Genomic DNA, 19,520 nt, shown 5'->3' on the forward strand with positions numbered 1-19,520 from the left:
CGCCACGACCAAGGCACCGGCTCATCGGCTGTCCTCCGACCATCAATCCGCCGAACACGCTTCACATCACCCGAGTCGGGTGAGCAGAACCAAGGTCAGCACCCGGTTGCCTGCCGGAGTGGCCGAAGTGCGAGCGGGGCGAGCACGACCCAGAACCACCTCCGAGCGGTCGTGGCTGGCTCCCTCGTTCGCCGGCTATCAGCGAGCGTGGCTGCGACCCGACCTGCTCGCCGGCTTGGCGGCCGGCACCGTGGTCATCCCGCAAGCCATGGCCTACGCCACGATCGCCGGCCTCCCGGTCGAGGTCGGTCTCTACACCTGCATGGCGCCCATGCTGGTCTACGCGTTGCTCGGCGGGGCCCACACGTTGAGCGTGTCCACCACCTCGACCATTGCGGTCCTGGTCGCGACCACCCTCGCAGGTCTGCCCACCGCCACCCGCGAGGACACCGAGGAGCTGCTGGCGGCTGCGTTCACCCTCACCTTCCTGGTCGGGCTGTGCCTGCTGGCGATGCGACTGTTCCGGATCGGGAACCTGGTCGAGAGCATCTCGCCAGCCACCCTCACCGGGGTTCGCCTCGGGGTCGGGCTCACCGTCGCAGCCAGCCAGCTGCCCGCCCTGCTCGGAGTGACCTCCGACCCGGACGCCGACGGGTTCTTCGCCAAGATCGCCGACGCCCTCGGACGGCTCCCGGAGACCGACACCAGCACCCTGGCGCTGTCCACGGCGACCGTGACGGTGCTCCTGGTGCTGCGCCGATCCGCACCCCAAGTGCCCGGGCCGCTGATCGTCGTGGCCGGCGCCATCGTCCTCGTCGCCAGCACAGGCATCGAACGCACCAGCAACGAGCGCCACGGCGTACTGCTCATCGACCCGGTCCCCGCTGGCCTCCCCGCTCCATCGCTGCCCGTGCCCAGCGACGCCCTCGACCTGCTGCCTGGCGCACTCGCGATCGCCGTGATGGCGTTCTTGGAGACCGTCCTGGTCGCTCGCACGAACCGGCACCAAGGCCAACCGGTCATCGACTCCGACCAGGAACTCCTCGCGACCGGCATCGCGTCCCTGGCGGGCGGACTCACCCAGACGCTGCCACCAGCCGGCGGGTTCTCCCAGTCAGCTGTCAACCAACGCTCCGGCGCCCGGACACAACTGTCCGGCGCCACCACGGCGTGCTTGGCGCTCCTCGTCGCCTTGTTCCTCGCGCCGCTGCTCGACGACCTGCCACGTGCCGTGCTGGCCGCGATGGTGCTCGTTGCCATCCTCGGGCTGCTCGACCCCACCGAACTCGCCGTCTACGCCCGCATCGACCGAGCCGAACTGTGGGTTGCCGTCGTAGTGGCCGTCCTGGGCCTGACCGGGGGCATGCTCCTCGGGGTCGCCGTGGGCGTCGCTCTGACTCTCGTCCTCGTCATCCGGGCGGTCAACCGGCCGCAACTCCGCCCCCTCTACGCCGCCCCGGACGGCGAGTGGACCACCGTGCCACCGACAGACGAAGGACAGCCGCCCCACCCTCCCGATCCTCCCGCCCCTCCGGCTCCTCACGGAGAACCCCCGCGAGCGTCATCGAACCCGTCCGTCCGACCCCAGACCTACCGCGGGGTGCTGCTGTTGCGCATGACCGGCGGTATCTACACCGGCAACGCCCGCGCGACGCACGACGAGGCCATACGGCTGGTCGCCGCGGCCGACCCTCCCCCGCAACGCGTCGTCATCGACGCCGCGGCGGTCGCTGCGGTGACGATCCCGCTCCTTGAGACCCTCGAAGCCCTGCAGGAGGACCTCCAGGTCGACGGCATCGCTCTCACAGTCACAAGAATCGAGCCCGCCGTCCTCGACGTCCTGCGCCGCTCCCAGTGGTGGCGCAGACACGAGAACGAAGGGCTCTACGCGCCCGACCTCGAGGCTGAACTGACCTGAGCGCGGCCCAGCGCGGGCCCCCACGCCGCTGCAAGACACCGAACAGCCTGGGCGACGCTTTCGCCGCCGCTCTTGGCGTCTAGGGGTAGCAAGGGGCAAGGGCACGTACCGCAAGGCCAGTCCCAAGACCGACGCGAGCCTCCGGGCCCTTTCGATACCCGACTTGGGTGTGTGGTCCTCGGACGGCGTCAAGAGGACCACTCGGGGCAACCTGCTCGACGCGGTCTTCCCCACTCGCAATGGGACGTGGCAACAGGTCACCGACGTGGAACGCCGGTGGCGACAGATCCGTAAGGACACCGCCGTCGAGTGGGTCACGCCTCAGACGTTCTGCAAGACGGTCTCGACCCCTGATCGCCCGGGCTGTCGACGCCGAGACCGCAACGCAGCAGCTGGGTCATTCCTGCCCCCCCCATCACCTGGGAGTACTACATCGGGAAGCCAGCCACCGCCGCTGACGTCGCCCACGTCCTAGCCGGGCTGAAGGGGTCTTAGGCCCGGCTAGCCCGCCAAAGGGACCGAATACGTGGTGGATACCTGGTTGACAGAGCCCGATGGATTCAAATCACGAACCGCCCCTGGCCTGCGTCTCCGCAGGTCAGGGGCGGTTCCTCGGTCGGGCTGACAGGATTTGAACCTGCGACCCCTTGACCCCCAGTCAAGTGCGCTACCAAGCTGCGCCACAGCCCGAGTGCCCGCCTGAGCGGGCGCGTGAACACTACCGCAGCCCTCGGCCAGGACCGGAATCCGGGGTCGTGTGCCCGAGGACGCGGCGAGGCGCGTCGTGGGGCACACGACCCGGGGAGGTCAGCGCTTGCGCTTCTCCCGCGGCCGCTGCTGCAGCACGATCGGGGTGCCGACGAAGCCGAACTCCTCGCGCAGCCGGCGCTCGACGTACCGCTCGTAGGAGGCCTCGAGCTTGCCGCTGGTGAAGAGGATGAACGTCGGCGGGGCGACCGAGGCCTGGGTGCCGAAGAGGATCTTCGGCTGCTTGCCACCGCGCACCGGGTGCGGGTGCTCGGCCACGAGTCGGCCGAGGAACGTGTTGAGCGCACCGGTGCCGATGCGCGTCTCCCAGCCCTCGAGCGCCTTGTCGAGCGCGGGCACGAGCCGGTCGACGTGCCACCCGGTGCGGGCGGTCACGTTGATCCGCGGCGCCCACTGCACCTGCACGAGCTCGCGCTCGATCTCGCGCTCGAGGTAGTAGCGACGCTCCTCGTCGACGAGGTCCCACTTGTTGAACGCGATGACCAGCGCGCGGCCGGCCTCGCGGACGGTCTGCAGGATCCGGACGTCCTGCTCCGAGATCGACTGGGAGCCGTCGAGGACCAGCACGGCGACCTCGGCGCGGTCGATGGCGGTGCTGGTGCGCAGCGAGGCGTAGTACTCGTGCCCCGAGGCCTCCTTGACGCGCTTGCGGATGCCGGCGGTGTCGATGAAGCGCCACTCGCGCCCACCGAGCTCGATCAGCTCGTCGACGGGGTCGACGGTGGTGCCGGCGACGTTGTCGACGACGACCCGCTCCTCGCCCGCGAGGCGGTTGAGGAGCGAGGACTTGCCGACGTTCGGCTTGCCCACGATCGCGATCCGGCGCGGGCCGCCGACCTCGGGCTCGCGCTCCGGCGGCGCCTCGGGCAGGGCCGCGAGGACGGCGTCGAGCAGGTCGCCGGACCCGCGGCCGTGCAGGGCGGAGACCGGGTACGGCTCGCCGAGGCCGAGGTTCCACAGACCGAACGCCTCGGCCTCGGTGCGGGCGTCGTCGACCTTGTTCGCGGCCAGCACGACCGGGCGACCGGACTTGCGCAGGATGCGGACGACGGCCTCGTCGGCGTCGGTGATGCCGACGGTGGCGTCGACCACGAACAGCACGGCGTCGGCCAGGCTGACCGCGACCTCCGCCTGCGCGGCGATCGAGTGGGCGAGCCCCCGAGCGTCGGGGTCCCACCCGCCGGTGTCGACGACGGTGAACGCGCGGCCGGCCCAGTTGGCGTCGTACGGCACGCGGTCGCGGGTGACGCCGGGGACGTCCTCCACGACGGCCTCGCGCCGGCCGATGATGCGGTTGACCAGCGTCGACTTGCCGACGTTGGGGCGGCCGACGACGGCCAGGACGGGGACGGGTCCGAGGACCTCGGTCATGGTGCTCCTTGCTCGGTGACCCCGGTGGCGGGGTCGGGTTCGACATCGGTGGCTGGCAACGGACCCGGCAGCTCCAGCCCGGTCGACCTGCGTGCGTGGTCCAGGTGGACCAACATGTGCTCCCTCAACAACAACGAGGCGTGCTCGACCTGTTCCCGGGTGCGGGGCCACGGTACGGCGCCGACGTGCCACGGCGCACCGAAGCAGACGGCCATGGCGGTCCCGCGGGGCGGCAGCTGGCCCATGTGGGCCCCCGGCGCACGGGTGCCGAGGAAGGTCACGGGCACCACGGGAGCGCCCGTCACCAGGGCGAAGTACGCCGCGCCGCGGTGGAAGCGGACGAGGTCACCGCCGCCGCGGGCGCCCTCGGGGAAGATGCCGACCGCTCCCCCGTCGCGCAGCACCCGCAGGCACACCTTCACGGCGTACGGGTCGGGGTTGAACCGGTCCAGCGGCACCTGGCCGGAGGCGAGCAGGAAGCGGCCGAGGGCGCCGCGGAACATCTCGAGCTTGGTCAGCGCGTGCACCGGGCGCGGGGCGAACATCGCCAGGAACGGCCCGTCGGCCACGCCGAGGTGGTTGGCGGCGAAGATCACCGGGCCGGAGGCGGGGACCTGGTCGCTGCCCAGGACGCGCACGTCGTACCGCCGTCGGACCAGCCCGCGCGCGACCGGGCGCAGCGGGTGGAGGAGGTAGCGCGGAGGGAAGCGGACCTGGTCGCTGCGCGGCCGCTCCCGGTGGACGGCCGGCGCCGCCGGGCTCACGTCCCGACCCGGTCGACCATGCCCACCACCAGCTCGATCACCTCGTCGAGGGTGTAGCCGGTGGTGTCGACGTGGACGGCGCCGTCGGCCATCACCAGCGGCGCGGTGGCGCGGCCGGAGTCGATGGCGTCGCGCGAGAGCAGGAGCTGCTCGGTGGCCGCGACGTCGGCGGCGCCCTGCTCGGCGGCGCGACGGGTGGCGCGGGCGGCGGCGTCCGCGGTGAGGTACAGCTTGACCGGGGCGTCCGGCACGACGACCGAGCCGATGTCGCGCCCCTCGACGACGATCCCGGTCGGGTCGACGTCGGCGCCGATGATGTCGCGCTGGAGCCGCAGCAGCCGGGCCCGGACCTCCGGGACGGTGCTGACCGGCGAGACGGAGCCGGTGACTTCGTCGGTGCGGATCGCGGCGGCCACGTCGGTGCCGTCGACGGTGATGGTCGGTCCGGCGGGGTCGGTGCCCGAGACGATGACCGGCTCGTCGGCCCGCGCCGCGACCGCGGCGGGGTCGTGGACGTCGACGCCGTGCTCGAGCATCCACCAGGTCATCGCCCGGAACATCGCCCCGGTGTCGAGGTAGCGCAGGCCGAGGCGGGTCGCGACGCCGCGGCAGGTGCTGGACTTGCCGGAGCCGGAGGTGCCGTCGACGGCGACGACGAGCCTGTCGGGGAACAGGTCGGAACGGTCCGCGGCAGTGCTGGTCACGGACGCGCAGCCTACCGGTGGGTGGACCAGGCCCGTGATTCCAACGAGGTCACCAGGTGCTCGGCGCGCGACTCCTCGACCAGCAGCTCGACCAGACCCACCGGTCGGCCGGGGTCGTGGTCGATGCGGACGTCCTCGATGTTGACCTCGCTGGCGACCGCGTCGGCGAAGAGCCGGGCGAGCTCGCCGGGGTGGTCGGGGACCGAGACCCAGACCGACGCCATCGGCCGGGCAGGCCCGCCGTGCTTGGCGGGGATCACCCGGGTGCCCTGCACGCCGTGCGCGAGCACCTCCTCGAGCGCACCCCGGTCGCCGCGTCCCACGGCGTCGCGGACCCGGTCGAGGTCGGCCCGCACCTCGTCGAGCAGCGCCACGACGGCGTCGGCGTTGGCGCTGACGATCTGGCCGTAGAGCCGGGGGTCGCCCGCGGCGACGCGGGTCACGTCCCGGACGCCCTGGCCGGAGAGCGCGAGGTGGTTCTCGGGTCCGGCGGCGAGCCGCGCGGCCACGAGCGCGGACAGCAGGTGGGGCACGTGGGAGGTGCGTGCCACGGCACGGTCGTGCTCGGCGGGCGTCAGCCAGACGGGTACGCCGCCGGCGAGCCGCACCAGCGCCTCGACCGTCTCGACCGCAGCGGGTGCGGAGCTGGCGTGCGGCGTGATCGCCCACGGGCGGCCGTCGAAGAGCGACGCGGAGCCGGCCAGCGGGCCGGACCGCTCGCTGCCCGCCATCGGGTGGCTGCCGACGTACCGCGCGGCGCCGGGGTGGTCCGCGACCGCCGCGAGCGGGACGCTCTTGACGCTGCCCACGTCGGTGACGACCGCGTCGGTGCCCTCGGTGCCGTCGAGGGCGGCCGCGATCACCTCGCCGAGGTGGTCCGGCGGGACGGCCACGACCACGAGCGCCGGGCGGTCGCCGACCGCGCGCGGGCGGCCGGCGCCCAGGCCGGAGGCCGTGCGGACGTTCTCCCCCGCGGTGTCGGTCAGCAGCACCTCGAGGCCGGCGCGGCGGCAGGCCAGGCCGATGGACGTGCCCAGCAGCCCGGCACCGACGACCTCGACCGGCCCGGCGATCCCACTCGTCCCGGTGCTCCCGGGCAGCGGCTCAGGCATCCGGCAGGTCGCGGGTGCGGGTCAGGTCGCGCCGCAGCGCTGCGGCGCCGTGCAGGTAGACGTGAGTGACGTCGGCCCGCGGGAGGTCGGTCTCCACGTGCGCCATCATCCGGACCACGCGCGGCATCGAGCGCTCGATCTCCAGCTCGCGGGCGCAGATCAGCGGGACCTCGCCGAAGCCGAGCTGGCGGGCGGCGTACGCCGGGAACTCCGAGACCAGGTCGGAGGTCGCGGTGAAGATCACCGAGATCACGTCGTCGACGACCAGCCCGTTGGCCTCCATGACGTCGGTGACCATCTCCGCGACCCGCTCGAGCATGTGGTCGCGCGAGTCCTCCTCGAGCTGGGTCGCTCCCCGGATCGCCCGCACCGCCACGTCTCGCTCTCCTTCTCGCCCGCACTCGCCTGGTCCCTCACCGACCGGGTCAGGCTATCGGCCGCCCGCCGTCCCGCCGCCGGGTGGCTCGACGCGTGGCCACCACGACCCGGTCAGGCCACGAGGGCGGTGATCAGGACGACGGCGGGCACCGACAGCAGGGTGCTGACGAAGATCGCGTCGCGGGCGAGGATCGGCTCGCGCTCGTACCGGGAGGCGATCACGAAGACGTTCTGCGCGGTCGGCAGCGCCGCGAGGACGGTGACCGCGAGCAGCTCCGCCGAGGACAGGTCCAGCGCGTAGCGGCCGAGGACGTAGGCGAGGACCGGCTGGAGCACGAGCTTCAGGCCGACCACCCCGGCCAGCTCGACCGGCGGCACTCCCCTGCCCGGCAGCGGTCCCAACCGGAGGCTGATGCCGTAGGCGAGCAGCATCGAGGGCACCGCCATCCCGCCCACCAGGGCCAGCGGGTCGTGCACGGCCGCGGGCAGCTGCTGCCCGGTCAGCGCGAAGCCGAGGCCGAGGGCGGAGCCGACGGTGATCGGGTTCGTCACCGGCCGCGCGAGGATGCGCCGTACCGACAGCCGGGTCTCGCTGCGGTCCACGTCGAGCAGCGTCAGCGCCAGCGGCTGCAGCACGAGGAGCTGGAGGAGGAGCGTCGGGGCCACCAGGGCCGGGTCGCCCAGGACGTACGCCGCGATCGGCAGGCCGAGGTTGCCGGCGTTGACGTACGCCGCGCACAGCGCCCCCACGACCGTCGCGCCCAGCGGCCGACGGCGCAGCGCCGCGAGCGCGACGTACGCGAGGCCGGTGAGCAGCACCGCGCCCGTGGTTGCCACGAGGGCCCCGGAGAAGAGCGCCCCGAGGTCGCTGTCCTCGAGCACGGTGACCAGCAGGGCCGGGCTCGCGACGTAGAACGCCAGGGTCGAGAGCGTGCGCTGCCCGGCCGCGTCGATGACCCGCAGGTGGGCGAGGAGCACCCCGAGGGCGATGAGGGAGGCGATCGTCGCGTACCCCGCGAACACCCCTCCCACCGGCCGAACACTAGGTGGCGCGCCGCCACCGCCGGGCACCGCCCTCCGTCGCCGGCGGCCGCCGGTCAGAGCTTCGCGGAGTCCAGCAGTTCGCCGAGCTCGTCGTGGGTCAGGTCGCGCAGCTCGCCGGGGGCCAGGCCCTTGAGCTGCACCGGGCCGATCGCGGTCCGGGTCAGCCGCCGCACCGGGTGCCCGACGTGGTCGAGCAGCCGGCGCACGATCCGGTTGCGGCCCTCGTGGATGACCAGCTCGACGATCGACCGGTCCTTGTACGTCTCGACGACGCGGACCTTCTTCACCGTCACCGGGCCGTCCTCGAGGGTCACGCCCTCGAGCAGGGCCTTGGTCGTGCGGCGGAACACCTCGCCCTCGACCTCCGCGACGTAGGTCTTGTCGACCTCGTAGGAGGGGTGGGCCATCCGCTGGGCGAAGTCACCGTCGTTGGTCAGCAGGATCAGACCGGAGGTGTCGGTGTCGAGGCGACCCACGTGGAAGAGCCGCTCGGGCCGGTCGTCGACGAGGTCCTGCAAGGTGCGGCGTCCCTCGGGGTCGGACATCGTCGAGACGACGCCGCGCGGCTTGTTCAGCACGAGGTAGACGTGCGCCGAGACCGGCGGCAGTCGCTTTCCCTCGACACGGATCACCGCGGTGCGCGGGTCGACCTTGGTGCCGAGCCGCGTCACGACCTCCCCGTCGACCTCGACCGCACCCTCGAGCATCAATTCCTCGCAGCGCCGCCGCGAGGCGACGCCGGACTGCGCCAGCAGCTTCTGCAGCCGGACCAGCCCGTCCTCGTCGGTCTGGATCTCCCTGCCTCCGGTGCTCATGCGGGCTCGGTCCCTCCGTCGGGCTCGGTGCCCGGCCCCGTCTCCGGGGCCGGCTCGGGAAGGTGCTCGGGATCGTGCTCGGGCTCGGTCGGGGGCTCGGGCGCCGGGGCGCTCATCTCGGACAGCTCGTCCTCCAGGTCGTCCATGTCGGGCAGGTACGGCGCCAGCTCGGGCAGGTCGTCCAGCGAGGTGACGCCGATCCGCTCGAGGAAGTAGGCGGTGGTGCGGTACAGGTTCGCACCGGTCTCGGGGTCCTGTCCGGCCTCCTCGACCAGGCCGCGGCTGAGCAGGGTGCGCATCACACCGTCGACGTTCACGCCGCGGATGGCCGAGACCCGCGCCCGGGACACCGGCTGCTTGTAGGCGACCACCGCGAGGGTCTCGAGCGCCGCCTGGGTGAGCCGGGCCTGCTGGCCCTCGAGCACGAAGCGCTCGACCACCCCGGCGAACGCCTCGCGGGTGTAGAACCGCCATCCCCCGGCGACGTTGCGCAGCTCGAAGCCGCGCTGCTGCTCGTCGTACTCCGCGGCGAGCTGCGCGAGCGCGGCCGTCACGTCGGGCGCGGGGTGGCCGGCGGCCGCGGCCAACGTGGGCACGTCGAGCGGCTGGTCGGCGACCATCAGCACCGCCTCCAGCGCCGGGCGCAGGTCGACGAGCGGCACCTCCAGCGTCTCGGCCCCGGGGCCGTGGTCCGTGCTGGTCTCACTCATCCGAACCGGCCTCCTCGTCTGCGGGCGGGTGGTCCGCCGGCGGCGCACCCTCGAACTCGTCGCGGACCAGGTCGTCGACGTCCGCGTCGTCGTCCCCGGTCCACCGCACGGTCAGCTCGCCGAGCGGGGTGACCTGGTCGAAGGCGACCGCTCCCTCCCGGAACAGCTCGAGCAGCGACAGGAACCGCGCCACCGTGGTGAGCGTGTCGGGGCTGTCGCCGCACAGGGTGCGGAAGGTCATCGTGCCGGTACGCCGCAGCCGGTCGACCACCAGGGCAGCCTGCTCGCGCACGCTCACCCGAGGGGCGTGGATGTGCTGCAGGCTCACCTCGGGCGGGCCCGGCTTCGGCGCGAGCGCCTTGGCGGCCAGCGCGGCGAACTGCTCGAGCCCGATGCCGATGAGCACCTCGGGCAGCAGCGTGGCGTACCGCTCCTCCAGCCCCACGGCCCGCGGGTGGCGCCGCGACTCCCCCGCCAGGCGGGTCTCGAGGACGGCGGCGACCTGCTTGAAGGCCTTGTACTGCAGCAGCCGGGCGAAGAGGAGGTCGCGCGCCTCCAGCAGCGCGAGGTCCTCCTCGTCCTCGACGTCGCCCTGGGGCAGCAGGCGGGCCGCCTTGAGGTCGAGCAGCGTCGCGGCGACCAGCAGGAAGGACGTGGTCTGCTCGAGGTCCCAGACGCTGCCGCCGGCCTTGACGTGGGCGATGAACTCGTCGGTGACCTTCGACAGCGCGACCTCGGTGACGTCGAGCTTGTGCTTGGCGATGAGGCTGAGCAGGAGGTCGAAGGGCCCGTCGAAGTTGTCCAGGTGCAGCTCGAAGCCGGCCGTGGACGCGGTCTCCTCCCGCTCGACGGCCGTCATCCCCGGGTCATCCCCCGGCCCGTCACTCGCTCAGCCGGCGGACCAGCGCGCTGTCCTCGCCGTGGGCCTCGTAGTCGGCCAGCACCAGCGCGACCGCCTCCCGGACCAGCCGGCCCCGGTCGACCGCGAGCCCCTGGGCACGGCGCAGCGAGAGCCGGGCGTGCTCGATCTCGAGCAGCTCCTCGGAGGTGACGTAGACCGTCATCTTCTCGTCGTGGCGGACCCGGCCGCTGGGCTTCTTGGCCGGCTTCGCCGGGCCGTCCTCGCGCTGCGCCGGGGCGTCGGAGGGCTCCTCGGGCCGGTCGGGGACGGCGCGGACCGCCTTGCGCGCGGGCTCCTCGTCGGGGACCGCGGTCGGGCGGAACAGGTCGTCGGCCGAGGGCAGGCTCACTCGGCGGGCCACCGCGCGATCACCTCCCGGGCGAGCTGGCGGTAGGAGTCGGCACCTGCCGAGCTCGAGGCGTACGTCGTGATCGGCTCGCCCGCGACGGTCGAGTCGGAGAACTTCACGGTGCGGCGGATGACGGTGTGGAAGACCTTCTCGCCCCAGGCCTGGACCAGCCGCTCCATCACCTCGCGGGAGTGCAGCGTGCGGCCGTCGAACATGGTGCCGAGCACGCCGTCGATCTCCAGGCCGGGGTTGAGCCGCTCGCGGACCTTGTCGATGGTGGTCTTCAGCAGGGCGACGCCGCGCAGCGCGAAGTACTCGCACTCCAGCGGCACGATCACGCCGTGGCTCGCAGTCAGCGCGTTGACCGTGAGCAGGCCCAGCGAGGGCTGGCAGTCGATGAGGATGACGTCGTACTCCGCGAGCGCCGGCGCCAGCACCCGCTGCAGCGTCTGCTCACGGGCGACCTCGTGGACCAGCTGGACCTCGGCGGCCGAGAGGTCGATGTTCGAGGGCAGCAGGTCCATCCCGGGCACGCCGGAGGGCACGACGACGTCCCCGAGCGTGACGTCGCGCTCCATGAGCAGGTTGTAGACCGTCAGGTCCATCTCGTGCGGGTTGAGGCCCAGCCCGACCGAGAGCGAGCCCTGCGGGTCGAAGTCGACGAGGAGGACCTTGCGGCCGTACTCCACCAGCGAGGCGCCGAGGTTGATGGTCGTCGTGGTCTTGCCGACGCCACCCTTCTGGTTGCACATCGAGATCACGCGGGCGTGGCCGTGCTCGGCCAGCGGCTGCGGGTCCGGGAACACCGGCATCGGGCGCCCGGTGGGGCCGAGCGCCGGCCCGTCGCCAGCCGCCCCCCGCGCCTGGCGGGCGGGGACGACGGGACGTTCGAACGGGAGCGGCTCGGTCACGCTGGAATCGTCCTCCACGGGGGTCGCGGGTCGCGCGGGCGGGGTGGGGGTGCGGATCAGGGGCGGCATCTCGGGTGCACCGGAACCGGCGTGGAACCCACCATCGCTCATCAGCTGCTCCTGATTCCCGACCCACGCCGCTGCCGGCGGGGTCGTTTGTCGACATCACGACTTGTGACCGTCCCGCGCACCCTAGGACCGCTCTCCGACGCGCAACAACACGACGGCGCAATCCCCCAGGCACCGGCCCGGATCTGTGCACGACGTGTGCACGGGGTCCCGCTCAGGTGCACAGGCGGGGCGCCTCCTGTGCACTTTCCTGTGGAGGACGACCGCCGCCACCGGCGGCCCGGATCAGGCGAGGAGGTCCTGGTAGTCGGGGTGCTTGTCGATCCAGCCCGCGATGAACGAGCACTGCGCGACGACCTTCGCCGACCCCTCGCCGCGCACGTCGTCCAGCGCCGCCCGGGCGAGCGCCGAGCCGACCCCGCGGCCCTCGAAGTCCTCGTCGACGACGGTGTGGGTGAAGGTGACGGTGTCGCCGTCGCGGTGGTACTCGGCGTACCCGGCGAGCCGGCCGTCCAGCTCGGCCACCCACCGGTGCTCGCTCGTGTCGTTGCGGACCTGGGGCGTCTCGTCGCTCATGGCGCCACCGTACGTCGCGTCAGCCGAGCGCCTCGTCGAGGTTGGTGGCCGCGCTGATCAGCGAGAGGTGGGTGAAGGCCTGCGGGAAGTTGCCCAGCTGCTCGCCGGTGAGGCCGACCTGCTCGCCGTAGAGGCCGAGGTGGTTGGCGTAGGTGAACATCTTCTCCAGCGCCAGCCGCGCGTCGTCGAGCCGGCCGGCGCGCGTCAGCGCCTCGACGTACCAGAACGAGCACATCGAGAACGTCCCCTCCTCGCCGTCGACGCCGTCGTCGGTCGCCTCCGGCTCGTAGCGGAAGACGAGGGTGTCGGAGACGAGCCGCTCCTCGACCACCGCGAGGGAGGACAGGAAGCGCGGGTCGTTCGGCGCGACGAACTTCACCATGGGCATGAGCAGCACGCTCGCGTCGACGGTCGAGGCGCCCTCGTGGGCGACGAAGGAGCCCAGGTCGGGGTCCCAGGCGTGGTCCATGATCCGGCGGTAGATCGCGTCGCGGACCTCCGCCCACTCGGCCAGCTCGCCGGGGAGCCCGCGCTGGCGGGCGGTGCGCATCATCCGCTCGACCGCCACCCAGCACATCAGGCGGGAGACGGTGTGCTTCTGCGGCTCGCCCCGGACCTCCCACATCCCGGCGTCCTCGCGGTCCCAGTTCTCCATCACCCACGACAGCAGCCGGGTGAGGTCGGCCCACGCGTCGTGGCTGATCCCGGGGCCGTACTTGTTGAACAGGTAGACGGAGTCGAAGAGCTCGCCGTAGATGTCGAGCTGCAGCTGTCCGGTCGCGGCGTTGCCCACCCGCACCGGCGCGGAGTCGCGGTAGCCGCGCAGGTGGCCCAGCTCGCGCTCCTGCGGCACGTTGCCGTCGATGTCGTAGGCCACCCGCAGCGGTCCGGTCTCGGGATCGACCTCGGCGTCCTCGCCGATCCGCTCGGAGAGCCACGCCATGAACCGGGCGGCCTCCTCGGTGAAGCCCAGCTTCAGCAGCGCGTAGAGGCTGAACGCGGCGTCGCGGATCCACACGTAGCGGTAGTCCCAGTTGCGGGTGCCGCCGATCTCCTCCGGGAGGCTGGTCGTCGGGGCCGCGATGATGGCGCCGGACGGCTCGTGGGTGAGCAGCTTCAGGGTGAGCGCGGAGCGGTTGACCATCTCCCGCCAGCGCCCGACGTACGTCGACTGCGAGAGCCAGCCGCGCCAGAAGGAGGAGGTCGCCTCGAACAGCTCGTCGGTGTCCAGCCGCTCCCCCGGGTGCACCTCGCCGCCCTCCTCGAGCACCTCGAGCACGAACAGCACGTGCTCGCCCGAGGACACCTCGACCTCGGCGCTGACCGTACCGTCGACGACCTCCAGGCCCGTGGTGGCCGACAACCCCAGGCGCACCCCGTCGCCGGTCACCAGGAGGCCGCCCTCGACCTCGGTGACCTCGGCCGCCGCCCGGCCGTAGTCGGGCCGCGCCTCGAGCACCATCCGCAGCCGGCTGGTCCCCCGCACGCCCGCCACGCGACGTACGACGCGCTGCCGGTGGTCGGGGTCGTCGGCGCGCAGCACCGGCATGAAGTCGTGGACCTCCACGACCCCCTCCTCGGTGTGGAACCGGGTGATCAGGATCGTGGTGTCGGGCAGGTAGAACTGGTGGGTCGTGGTGGTCCCGCCGACCGGCTCGATCCGCCACGAGCCCGCGTCGGGGTCCAGCAGGGCGCCGAAGACGCTCGGGGAGTCGAAGCGCGGCGCGCAGAGCCAGTCGATCGTGGCGTGGGCGTCGACCAGCGCGCACGTGCGCAGGTCGCCGATCAGCCCGTGGTCGGCGATGGGCGGGTACGTCGGTCCCCGGTCCGGGCGGTCGGGCTGGTCGGGCTGGTCGCGCTCGGCCGGGTCAGCCACCGAGCCGCCAGCCGCCCTCGGCCAGCGCGAGCGCGGCGTCGGGGCCCCACGAGCCCTGCTCGTAGGACTGCAGCGCCGGCGGGTCGTCCAGCAGCGGCTGGCAGACCTCCCAGAGCCGGTCGACCTCGTCGGCGCGGGTGAAGAGCATCTGGTCGCCCCGCATCACGTCCAGCAGCAGCCGCTCGTAGGCCTCGAGCGGCTCGGCGTCGGGGAACTCGCGCTCGAGGTCGAGCCGCATCGTCGCCGCGCAGACGACCATCTCCGGGCCCGGGCGCTTCGCGCGCACGTCGACCTTGACCTCGGGCTCGTCGGTGAGCTCGAAGACCAGCTCGTGCGGGCAGGCCACCTGCTCGAAGAGCTGCTCGTCGGGCTCGCGGAACCGCAGCGTGATGGTGCGTCGTCCCTCGGCCAGGGCCTTGCCGGTGCGCAGGTAGAACGGCACCCCGCGCCACCGGTCGTTGTCGACGCGGGCCTCGAGCGCCACGAACGTCTCGACCTGCGAGTCGTCGTCGACGTCCTCCTCGTCGCGGTAGCCGGCGTACTGGCCGAAGACGGCACGCCCCGGGTCGAGCGGCTGGAGCGACCGGAAGACCTCGGACTTGGCGTCGCGCAGGGCCTCGGCGCTGAAGTCGCGGGGGCGGTCCATGGCGACGAAGCCGAGCAGCTGGCACAGGTGGGTCGAGATCATGTCGCGCAGGCAGCCGGTGCCCTCGTAGAACCCGCCGCGCCCCTCGAGGCCGAGCGCCTCGGGCACGTCGATCTGCACCGAGGCGACGTCGCGGGCGCACCACGCCGCCTCGAGCAGCCGGTTGGCGAAGCGCAGCGCGAGGATGTCCTGCACCGCCTCCTTGCCCAAGAAGTGGTCGATGCGGAAGATCGCGTCCTCCTCGACGACCTCCTTGAGGGTGCGGTCGAGCTCCCGGGAGGACTCCAGGTCCAGCCCGAAGGGCTTCTCGACCACCAGGCGGGCCCGCTCGGCGATCCCCTCGCGCCCCAGCATCCCGACCATGCCCTGCATCGCCGACGGCGGCACCGAGAGGTAGACGAGGCGACGGACGTCGTCACCCAGCTCCTGCTCGGCGTCACGCACGGCGGCAGCGAGGTCCGAGCCGTCGTCGGCCGACGAGGCCGTGAACGACACCCGGCCGACCAGGTCCTCGAGGGTCCCCTCGTCCACCTCGTCGAGGCTGCCCCGGACGGCGTCGCGCACCAGGTCCTGGAACTCCTCGCGCGAGTCCGGCGCGTGCCGGCCGCTGCCGATGACGGCGTACGACGCGGGGAGCCGGCCGGCGGCAGCCAGGCGGTAGAGGCCCGGGTAGAGCTTGCGCTTGGCGAGGTCGCCCCGGGCGCCGAAGAGCACGAGGATGTGGGGCTGCAGGTGGTTCTCGGTCACACCCCCCGTTTGCCTGCGGCCCCCTGCACCAAACCCGGGCCCCGCGCCGGCTACCCGCCGAGCCGGTGGAAGGCCCGGGTCCGCAGCACCAGCTCACCGGTCTCGTCGGAGGCGTCGAGGTCGACCACCGCGTCGACGACCCAGTCGTGGTGGCCCTCGGGGTCGTGCAGCGTCTGGCGCACGTGCCAGGTGCGACCCTCCTCCGGGTCGCCGGGCCGGGTCTCCAGCAGCTGGGGACCACGCGCGTCGGCGTCGAGCAGGACGGTGTCGTGCTCGGCGTAGTAGGCCTCGATCGCCTGGTCCCAGGCCGAGCGGGTCATCACCACCTCCGCGGGCGGGTCGGTCCGGTCGGCGTCGGCGCGCTCCATGGTCATCAGGCCGTCGAGGTCGTCGCGGGCGACCAGCTCGACCCGGCGCCACATCGCGTTGCGGACCATCACGCGGAAGGCCCGGTCCTGCTTGGAGATCGGCCGGGGCGGAGGCGGAGGGGCGTGCTCGGCCACGTCGCGGCGTACGTGCGCGGGGTCGTTGAGCGCCTCCCACTCGTCGAGCAGCGAGGAGTCGGTCTGGCGCACCGTCTCCCCCAGCCACTCCAGGAGGTCCTCGAGCTCGGGGGTGCGGTGGCTCTCGGGGACGGTGTGGCGCAGCGTCCGGTAGGCGTCGGTGAGGTAGCGCAGCACGAGCCCCTCGGAGCGGGCCAGCTGGTAGCGGGAGACGAAGTCGGTGAAGGTCATGCCCTGCTCGTACATCTCGCGCACGATCGACTTCGGTGCCAGCGACTCGCTCTGCTCGACCGGCGGGAGCCAGGGGTGGCCCTCCCGGTAGAGCTCGTAGGCCGCCTCCAGCAGCTCGCGCAGCGGCTGGGGCCAGGTGATCTCCTCCAGCAGCGCCATCCGCTCGTCGTACTCCAGCCCGTCGGCCTTCATCTCGGCGACGGCCTCCCCGCGGGCGGCGTGCTGCTGGGCGAAGAGGATCTGCCGGGGCGCCTCGAGGACGGCCTCGACGACGGAGACGATGTCGAGGGTGTGCTCCTCGGCCTCGGGGTCGAGCACGTCGAGCGCGGCCAGCGCGAAGTGGGCGAGCGGCTGGTTGAGCGCGAAGTCCGGCGGCAGGTCCACGGTGAGGACGTAGCGACGACCGTGCTCGTCGGGCTCGTCGAGCCGGGTGATCACGCCGGAGCGGACCAGGCTCCGGGCCAGGCGTACGGCACGCCGGCTCAGCCGCAGCTGGCTGCGCCGGTCCTCGTGGTTGTCCTGGACCAGGCGCCGCAGCACGGGGAAGGCGTCCTCCTCGCGGGCGAGGACGTTGATGAGCATGGCGTTGTCGACCTTCATCCGGCTGGTCAACGGCTCGGGCGTGCCGGCGACGAGCTTCTCGTAGGTCTGCTCGGTCCACACCACCGCGCCCTCGGGCGCCTTCCTCAGCTGCGCCTTGGACTTGCGCTTGGCACGCTTCTCCTCGCTCATCGCGGCGTTCTTGGCCTCGGCCTTGGCCTTGGCCTTCTCGTTCTCGATGACGTGCTCGGGCGCCTGCACCACGACGTACCCGACGGTGTCGTAGCCGGCCCGGCCGGCGCGCCCGGCGATCTGCAGGAACTCGCGCGAGCGCAGCACCCGCTGCCGGGTGCCGTCGAACTTCGCCAGCCCGGTGAAGAGCACGGTGCGGATGGGGACGTTGATGCCGACGCCGAGGGTGTCGGTGCCGCAGATGACCGTCAGCAGGCCTGCCTGGGCCAGCTGCTCGACCAGGCGCCGGTAGCGCGGCAGCATGCCGGCGTGGTGGACGCCGATGCCACGCTTGAGGAGCTTGGCGAGGGTCTTGCCGAAGCCGGCACCGAACCGGAAGCCGGCGAGCCGCTCGGCCAGCGCCTCCTTGTCGGAGCTCTCGATCCTCTTGGCGGCCAGCAGCGAGGTGGCGTGCTCGACGGCCGCGGCCTGGGTGAAGTGCACGACGTACACCGGCGCCTGGCCGGTCGTGACCAGCTCCTCGAGCTGCTCGGCCATCGGGGTCAGCGACCAGCTGGGGTGCAGCGGCACCGGACGCTCGGCCTGGTCGACCACCGCGGTCTCGCGGCCGTTGCGCCGGGTCAGGTCGGAGGCGAGCTCGGTGACGTCCCCCAGGGTCGCCGACATGAGCAGGAACTGCGCCTGGGGCAGCTCGAGCAGCGGCACCTGCCAAGCCCAGCCGCGCTGCGGGTCGGCGTAGTAGTGGAACTCGTCCATGACCACGAGCCCCACGTCGGCGCGGGTGCCCTCGCGCAGCGCGAGGTTCGCGAGCACCTCGGCGGTGCAGCAGATGATCGGGGCGTCGGGGTTGACCGACGCGTCGCCGGTGAGCATGCCGACGTCGTCGGCGCCGAAGACCTCGCAGAGGGCGAAGAACTTCTCGCTGACCAGCGCCTTGATCGGCGCGGTGTAGAAGCTGACCCGGTCCGTGGCGAGCGCCGCGGCGTGCGCGCCGACCGCCACCAGCGACTTGCCGGAGCCCGTCGGCGTGGCCAGCACGACGTTGCTGCCGCCGAGCAGCTCGATGACGGCCTCGTCCTGGTGCGGGTACATCTCGAGCCCCTGGGACTCCACCCACCCGCTCAGGGCGTCGTAGACCTCGTCGGGGTCGGAGGTGGTCGGTACCTCGAGCCGCGCCATCAGTCGCGGGCTCGGGGATGGGCGGTCGCGAAGACCTCACGCAGGTTGTCCACGGTGACCAGTGTGTAGACCTGGGTGGTGGTGACCGACGCGTGCCCCAGGAGCTCCTGCACGACACGCACGTCGGCGCCCCCGTCGAGCAGGTGCGTGGCGAAGGAGTGGCGCAACGTGTGGGGCGAGACGTCCCTGGTCACGCCGGCCCGTTCGGCGGCCTTGACGAGCACCGCCCACGCCGACTGCCGGGAGAGCCGGCCGCCTCGCGCGTTGAGGAAGAGCGCGCCGCCGTTGCCGGTCGGCGACGTGGCCTGCGCCAGCTCGGGGCGGCCGCGCACGAGGTAGGCGTCGACGGCCTCGCGGGCGTAGGACCCGACCGGCACCAGCCGCTCCTTGCTGCCCTTGCCGCGCAGGAGCACCGTCCCGTCGACGCCGTCGAGGTCGTCGACGTCGAGGCCGACGGCCTCGGAGATGCGCGCCCCGGTGCCGTAGAGCACCTCGAGCAGTGCCCGGTCGCGCAGCGCCAGGGCGGTCCCGGGCGCACCGGCCGCCTCCAGGATCGCCTCCACGTCCGCGAGCGGCAGCGCCTTGGGCAGGCGCTTGGCGGGCGTCGGCGGCTTCACCGCGCTGGCCGGGTCGACCTCGGCCAGTCCGTCGGCCACCGCGAACTTGTGGAAGCCGCGCACGGCGACGACCGTCCGCGCCGCCGAGGTCGAGCTGAGCGGCGGGTGGTCCGCGTCGCCCTCGCGCAGGCGCGCCAGGAAGCCCGAGACCGTCGACTCGCTGACCCCGGCGAGGTCGGTGACCCCCTCGGCGTCGAGGTGCTCGAGGTACCGGCGCAGGTCCCGGCGGTACGACGACAGCGTGTTCGCCGCGAGGCCCCGCTCGACCGCCAGGTGGTCGAGGTAGGTGCGGACCGCCCGCGCGACCGCACTCGCCCGCTGCCGTCCCGGGTGCTGCTCCGGGTGCTCCTGCTGCTCCCGCTGCGTGGTGCTCAGGCCAGCACCTCGTCGAGCGCGACCGCGTCGATCCCGACGGCCTCCCCGACCGGGGCGTTGGTCAGCCGCCCCGCACGGGTGTTCAGGCCCAGCGCGAGCGAGGCGTCCTCCCGGCACGCCCGCGCCCAACCCTTGTCGGCCAGCGCCACCACGTAGGGCAACGTCGCGTTGGTCAACGCATACGTCGAGGTGTTCGGCACCGCCCCCGGCATGTTCGCCACGCA

The 19,520-nt window shown here is 72.7% G+C and carries 17 protein-coding genes, 1 tRNA gene and 1 pseudogene; 1 reads left to right on the top strand and 18 read right to left on the bottom strand.

All coding sequences use genetic code 11. The features are described 5' to 3' along the window. Window positions 1-79 precede the first annotated feature (79 nt). Complete coding sequence (locus AB0N29_RS07410; protein WP_364865385.1) at window positions 80-1,918, top strand: SulP family inorganic anion transporter; 1,839 nt, start codon at window positions 80-82, stop codon at window positions 1,916-1,918. A gap of 616 nt (window positions 1,919-2,534) precedes the next feature. Here AB0N29_RS07410 and AB0N29_RS07415 read toward each other — a convergent pair. From AB0N29_RS07415 to AB0N29_RS07500, 18 genes and pseudogenes are all read right to left on the bottom strand, one after another. Further along, window positions 2,535-2,608: transfer RNA gene (locus AB0N29_RS07415), tRNA-Pro, on the bottom strand. A gap of 117 nt (window positions 2,609-2,725) precedes the next feature. Next, the gene (der, locus tag AB0N29_RS07420) at window positions 2,726-4,057 is read right to left on the bottom strand and encodes a ribosome biogenesis GTPase Der (protein WP_364865387.1); all 1,332 of its coding nucleotides are present in this window, start codon (window positions 4,055-4,057) and stop codon (window positions 2,726-2,728) included. Further along, the gene (locus tag AB0N29_RS07425; RefSeq protein WP_364865389.1) at window positions 4,054-4,821 is read right to left on the bottom strand and encodes a lysophospholipid acyltransferase family protein; all 768 of its coding nucleotides are present in this window, start codon (window positions 4,819-4,821) and stop codon (window positions 4,054-4,056) included. Before AB0N29_RS07425 ends, der begins: the two co-directional genes overlap by 4 nt. Further along, window positions 4,818-5,525 carry a (d)CMP kinase gene (gene cmk / locus AB0N29_RS07430; protein ID WP_364865391.1) on the bottom strand — a complete coding sequence of 236 codons (708 nt, stop codon included), beginning with the start codon at window positions 5,523-5,525 and terminating at the stop codon, window positions 4,818-4,820. Before cmk ends, AB0N29_RS07425 begins: the two co-directional genes overlap by 4 nt. Before the next feature lie 11 nt (window positions 5,526-5,536). Further along, entirely contained in the window at window positions 5,537-6,637 is a 1,101-nt protein-coding gene (locus tag AB0N29_RS07435) for a prephenate dehydrogenase (RefSeq protein WP_364865393.1), read from the bottom strand. Beyond that, window positions 6,630-7,013 (bottom strand): chorismate mutase, encoded by a 384-nt coding sequence (aroH, locus tag AB0N29_RS07440; protein ID WP_302266721.1) that lies wholly within the window; start codon window positions 7,011-7,013, stop codon window positions 6,630-6,632. The genes AB0N29_RS07435 and aroH overlap by 8 nt, the downstream gene beginning before the upstream one ends. A 113-nt stretch (window positions 7,014-7,126) precedes the next feature. Continuing rightward, entirely contained in the window at window positions 7,127-8,047 is a 921-nt protein-coding gene (locus AB0N29_RS07445; protein ID WP_364865396.1) for an AEC family transporter, read from the bottom strand. Window positions 8,048-8,112: 65 nt separating this feature from the next. After that, window positions 8,113-8,874 carry a pseudouridine synthase gene (locus AB0N29_RS07450; RefSeq protein WP_302266723.1) on the bottom strand — a complete coding sequence of 254 codons (762 nt, stop codon included), beginning with the start codon at window positions 8,872-8,874 and terminating at the stop codon, window positions 8,113-8,115. Continuing rightward, window positions 8,871-9,584, bottom strand: coding sequence for an SMC-Scp complex subunit ScpB (gene scpB, locus AB0N29_RS07455; protein ID WP_364865399.1), 714 nt, complete (start codon window positions 9,582-9,584; stop codon window positions 8,871-8,873). Before scpB ends, AB0N29_RS07450 begins: the two co-directional genes overlap by 4 nt. Continuing rightward, complete coding sequence (locus tag AB0N29_RS07460; RefSeq protein WP_364865401.1) at window positions 9,577-10,443, bottom strand: segregation/condensation protein A; 867 nt, start codon at window positions 10,441-10,443, stop codon at window positions 9,577-9,579. The genes scpB and AB0N29_RS07460 overlap by 8 nt, the downstream gene beginning before the upstream one ends. A 22-nt stretch (window positions 10,444-10,465) precedes the next feature. Next, window positions 10,466-10,846, bottom strand: a complete 381-nt coding sequence (locus tag AB0N29_RS07465; protein WP_302266726.1) for a hypothetical protein — start codon at window positions 10,844-10,846, stop codon at window positions 10,466-10,468. After that, the gene (locus tag AB0N29_RS07470) at window positions 10,831-11,646 is read right to left on the bottom strand and encodes a ParA family protein (RefSeq protein WP_364865456.1); all 816 of its coding nucleotides are present in this window, start codon (window positions 11,644-11,646) and stop codon (window positions 10,831-10,833) included. The genes AB0N29_RS07465 and AB0N29_RS07470 overlap by 16 nt, the downstream gene beginning before the upstream one ends. A 453-nt stretch (window positions 11,647-12,099) precedes the next feature. Continuing rightward, on the bottom strand, window positions 12,100-12,390 hold the full coding sequence (locus AB0N29_RS07475) for a GNAT family N-acetyltransferase (RefSeq protein WP_302266728.1): 291 nt from the start codon (window positions 12,388-12,390) through the stop codon (window positions 12,100-12,102). Window positions 12,391-12,409: 19 nt separating this feature from the next. Then, window positions 12,410-14,266, bottom strand: a complete 1,857-nt coding sequence (locus AB0N29_RS07480) for a glycoside hydrolase family 15 protein (RefSeq protein WP_364865404.1) — start codon at window positions 14,264-14,266, stop codon at window positions 12,410-12,412. Then, window positions 14,259-15,659, bottom strand: coding sequence for a glucose-6-phosphate dehydrogenase (zwf, locus tag AB0N29_RS07485; protein ID WP_364865407.1), 1,401 nt, complete (start codon window positions 15,657-15,659; stop codon window positions 14,259-14,261). Before zwf ends, AB0N29_RS07480 begins: the two co-directional genes overlap by 8 nt. 50 nt (window positions 15,660-15,709) lie before the next feature. Next, complete coding sequence (locus AB0N29_RS07490) at window positions 15,710-18,304, bottom strand: DUF3516 domain-containing protein (protein WP_364865409.1); 2,595 nt, start codon at window positions 18,302-18,304, stop codon at window positions 15,710-15,712. Beyond that, window positions 18,304-19,296, bottom strand: coding sequence for a site-specific tyrosine recombinase XerD (gene xerD / locus AB0N29_RS07495; RefSeq protein ID WP_364865458.1), 993 nt, complete (start codon window positions 19,294-19,296; stop codon window positions 18,304-18,306). Before xerD ends, AB0N29_RS07490 begins: the two co-directional genes overlap by 1 nt. Further along, window positions 19,293-19,520: pseudogene (locus AB0N29_RS07500) on the bottom strand (alanine dehydrogenase); the annotation flags it as partial. The gene xerD and the pseudogene AB0N29_RS07500, both read right to left, overlap by 4 nt.

Origin of the sequence: Nocardioides sp. NPDC092400 (assembly GCF_040684155.1) — a bacterium.
Taxonomy (GTDB): domain Bacteria; phylum Actinomycetota; class Actinomycetes; order Propionibacteriales; family Nocardioidaceae; genus Nocardioides.

Coding starts and splice junctions, on each gene's coding strand:
- der (WP_364865387.1), bottom strand. CDS start 4,057: ATGACCGAGGTCCTCGGACCCGTCCCCGTCCTGGCCGTCGTCGGCCGC.
- AB0N29_RS07435 (WP_364865393.1), bottom strand. CDS start 6,637: ATGCCTGAGCCGCTGCCCGGGAGCACCGGGACGAGTGGGATCGCCGGG.
- AB0N29_RS07450 (WP_302266723.1), bottom strand. CDS start 8,874: ATGAGCACCGGAGGCAGGGAGATCCAGACCGACGAGGACGGGCTGGTC.
- scpB (WP_364865399.1), bottom strand. CDS start 9,584: ATGAGTGAGACCAGCACGGACCACGGCCCCGGGGCCGAGACGCTGGAG.
- AB0N29_RS07460 (WP_364865401.1), bottom strand. CDS start 10,443: ATGACGGCCGTCGAGCGGGAGGAGACCGCGTCCACGGCCGGCTTCGAG.
- AB0N29_RS07470 (WP_364865456.1), bottom strand. CDS start 11,646: ATGCCGGTGTTCCCGGACCCGCAGCCGCTGGCCGAGCACGGCCACGCC.
- AB0N29_RS07475 (WP_302266728.1), bottom strand. CDS start 12,390: ATGAGCGACGAGACGCCCCAGGTCCGCAACGACACGAGCGAGCACCGG.
- AB0N29_RS07490 (WP_364865409.1), bottom strand. CDS start 18,304: ATGGCGCGGCTCGAGGTACCGACCACCTCCGACCCCGACGAGGTCTAC.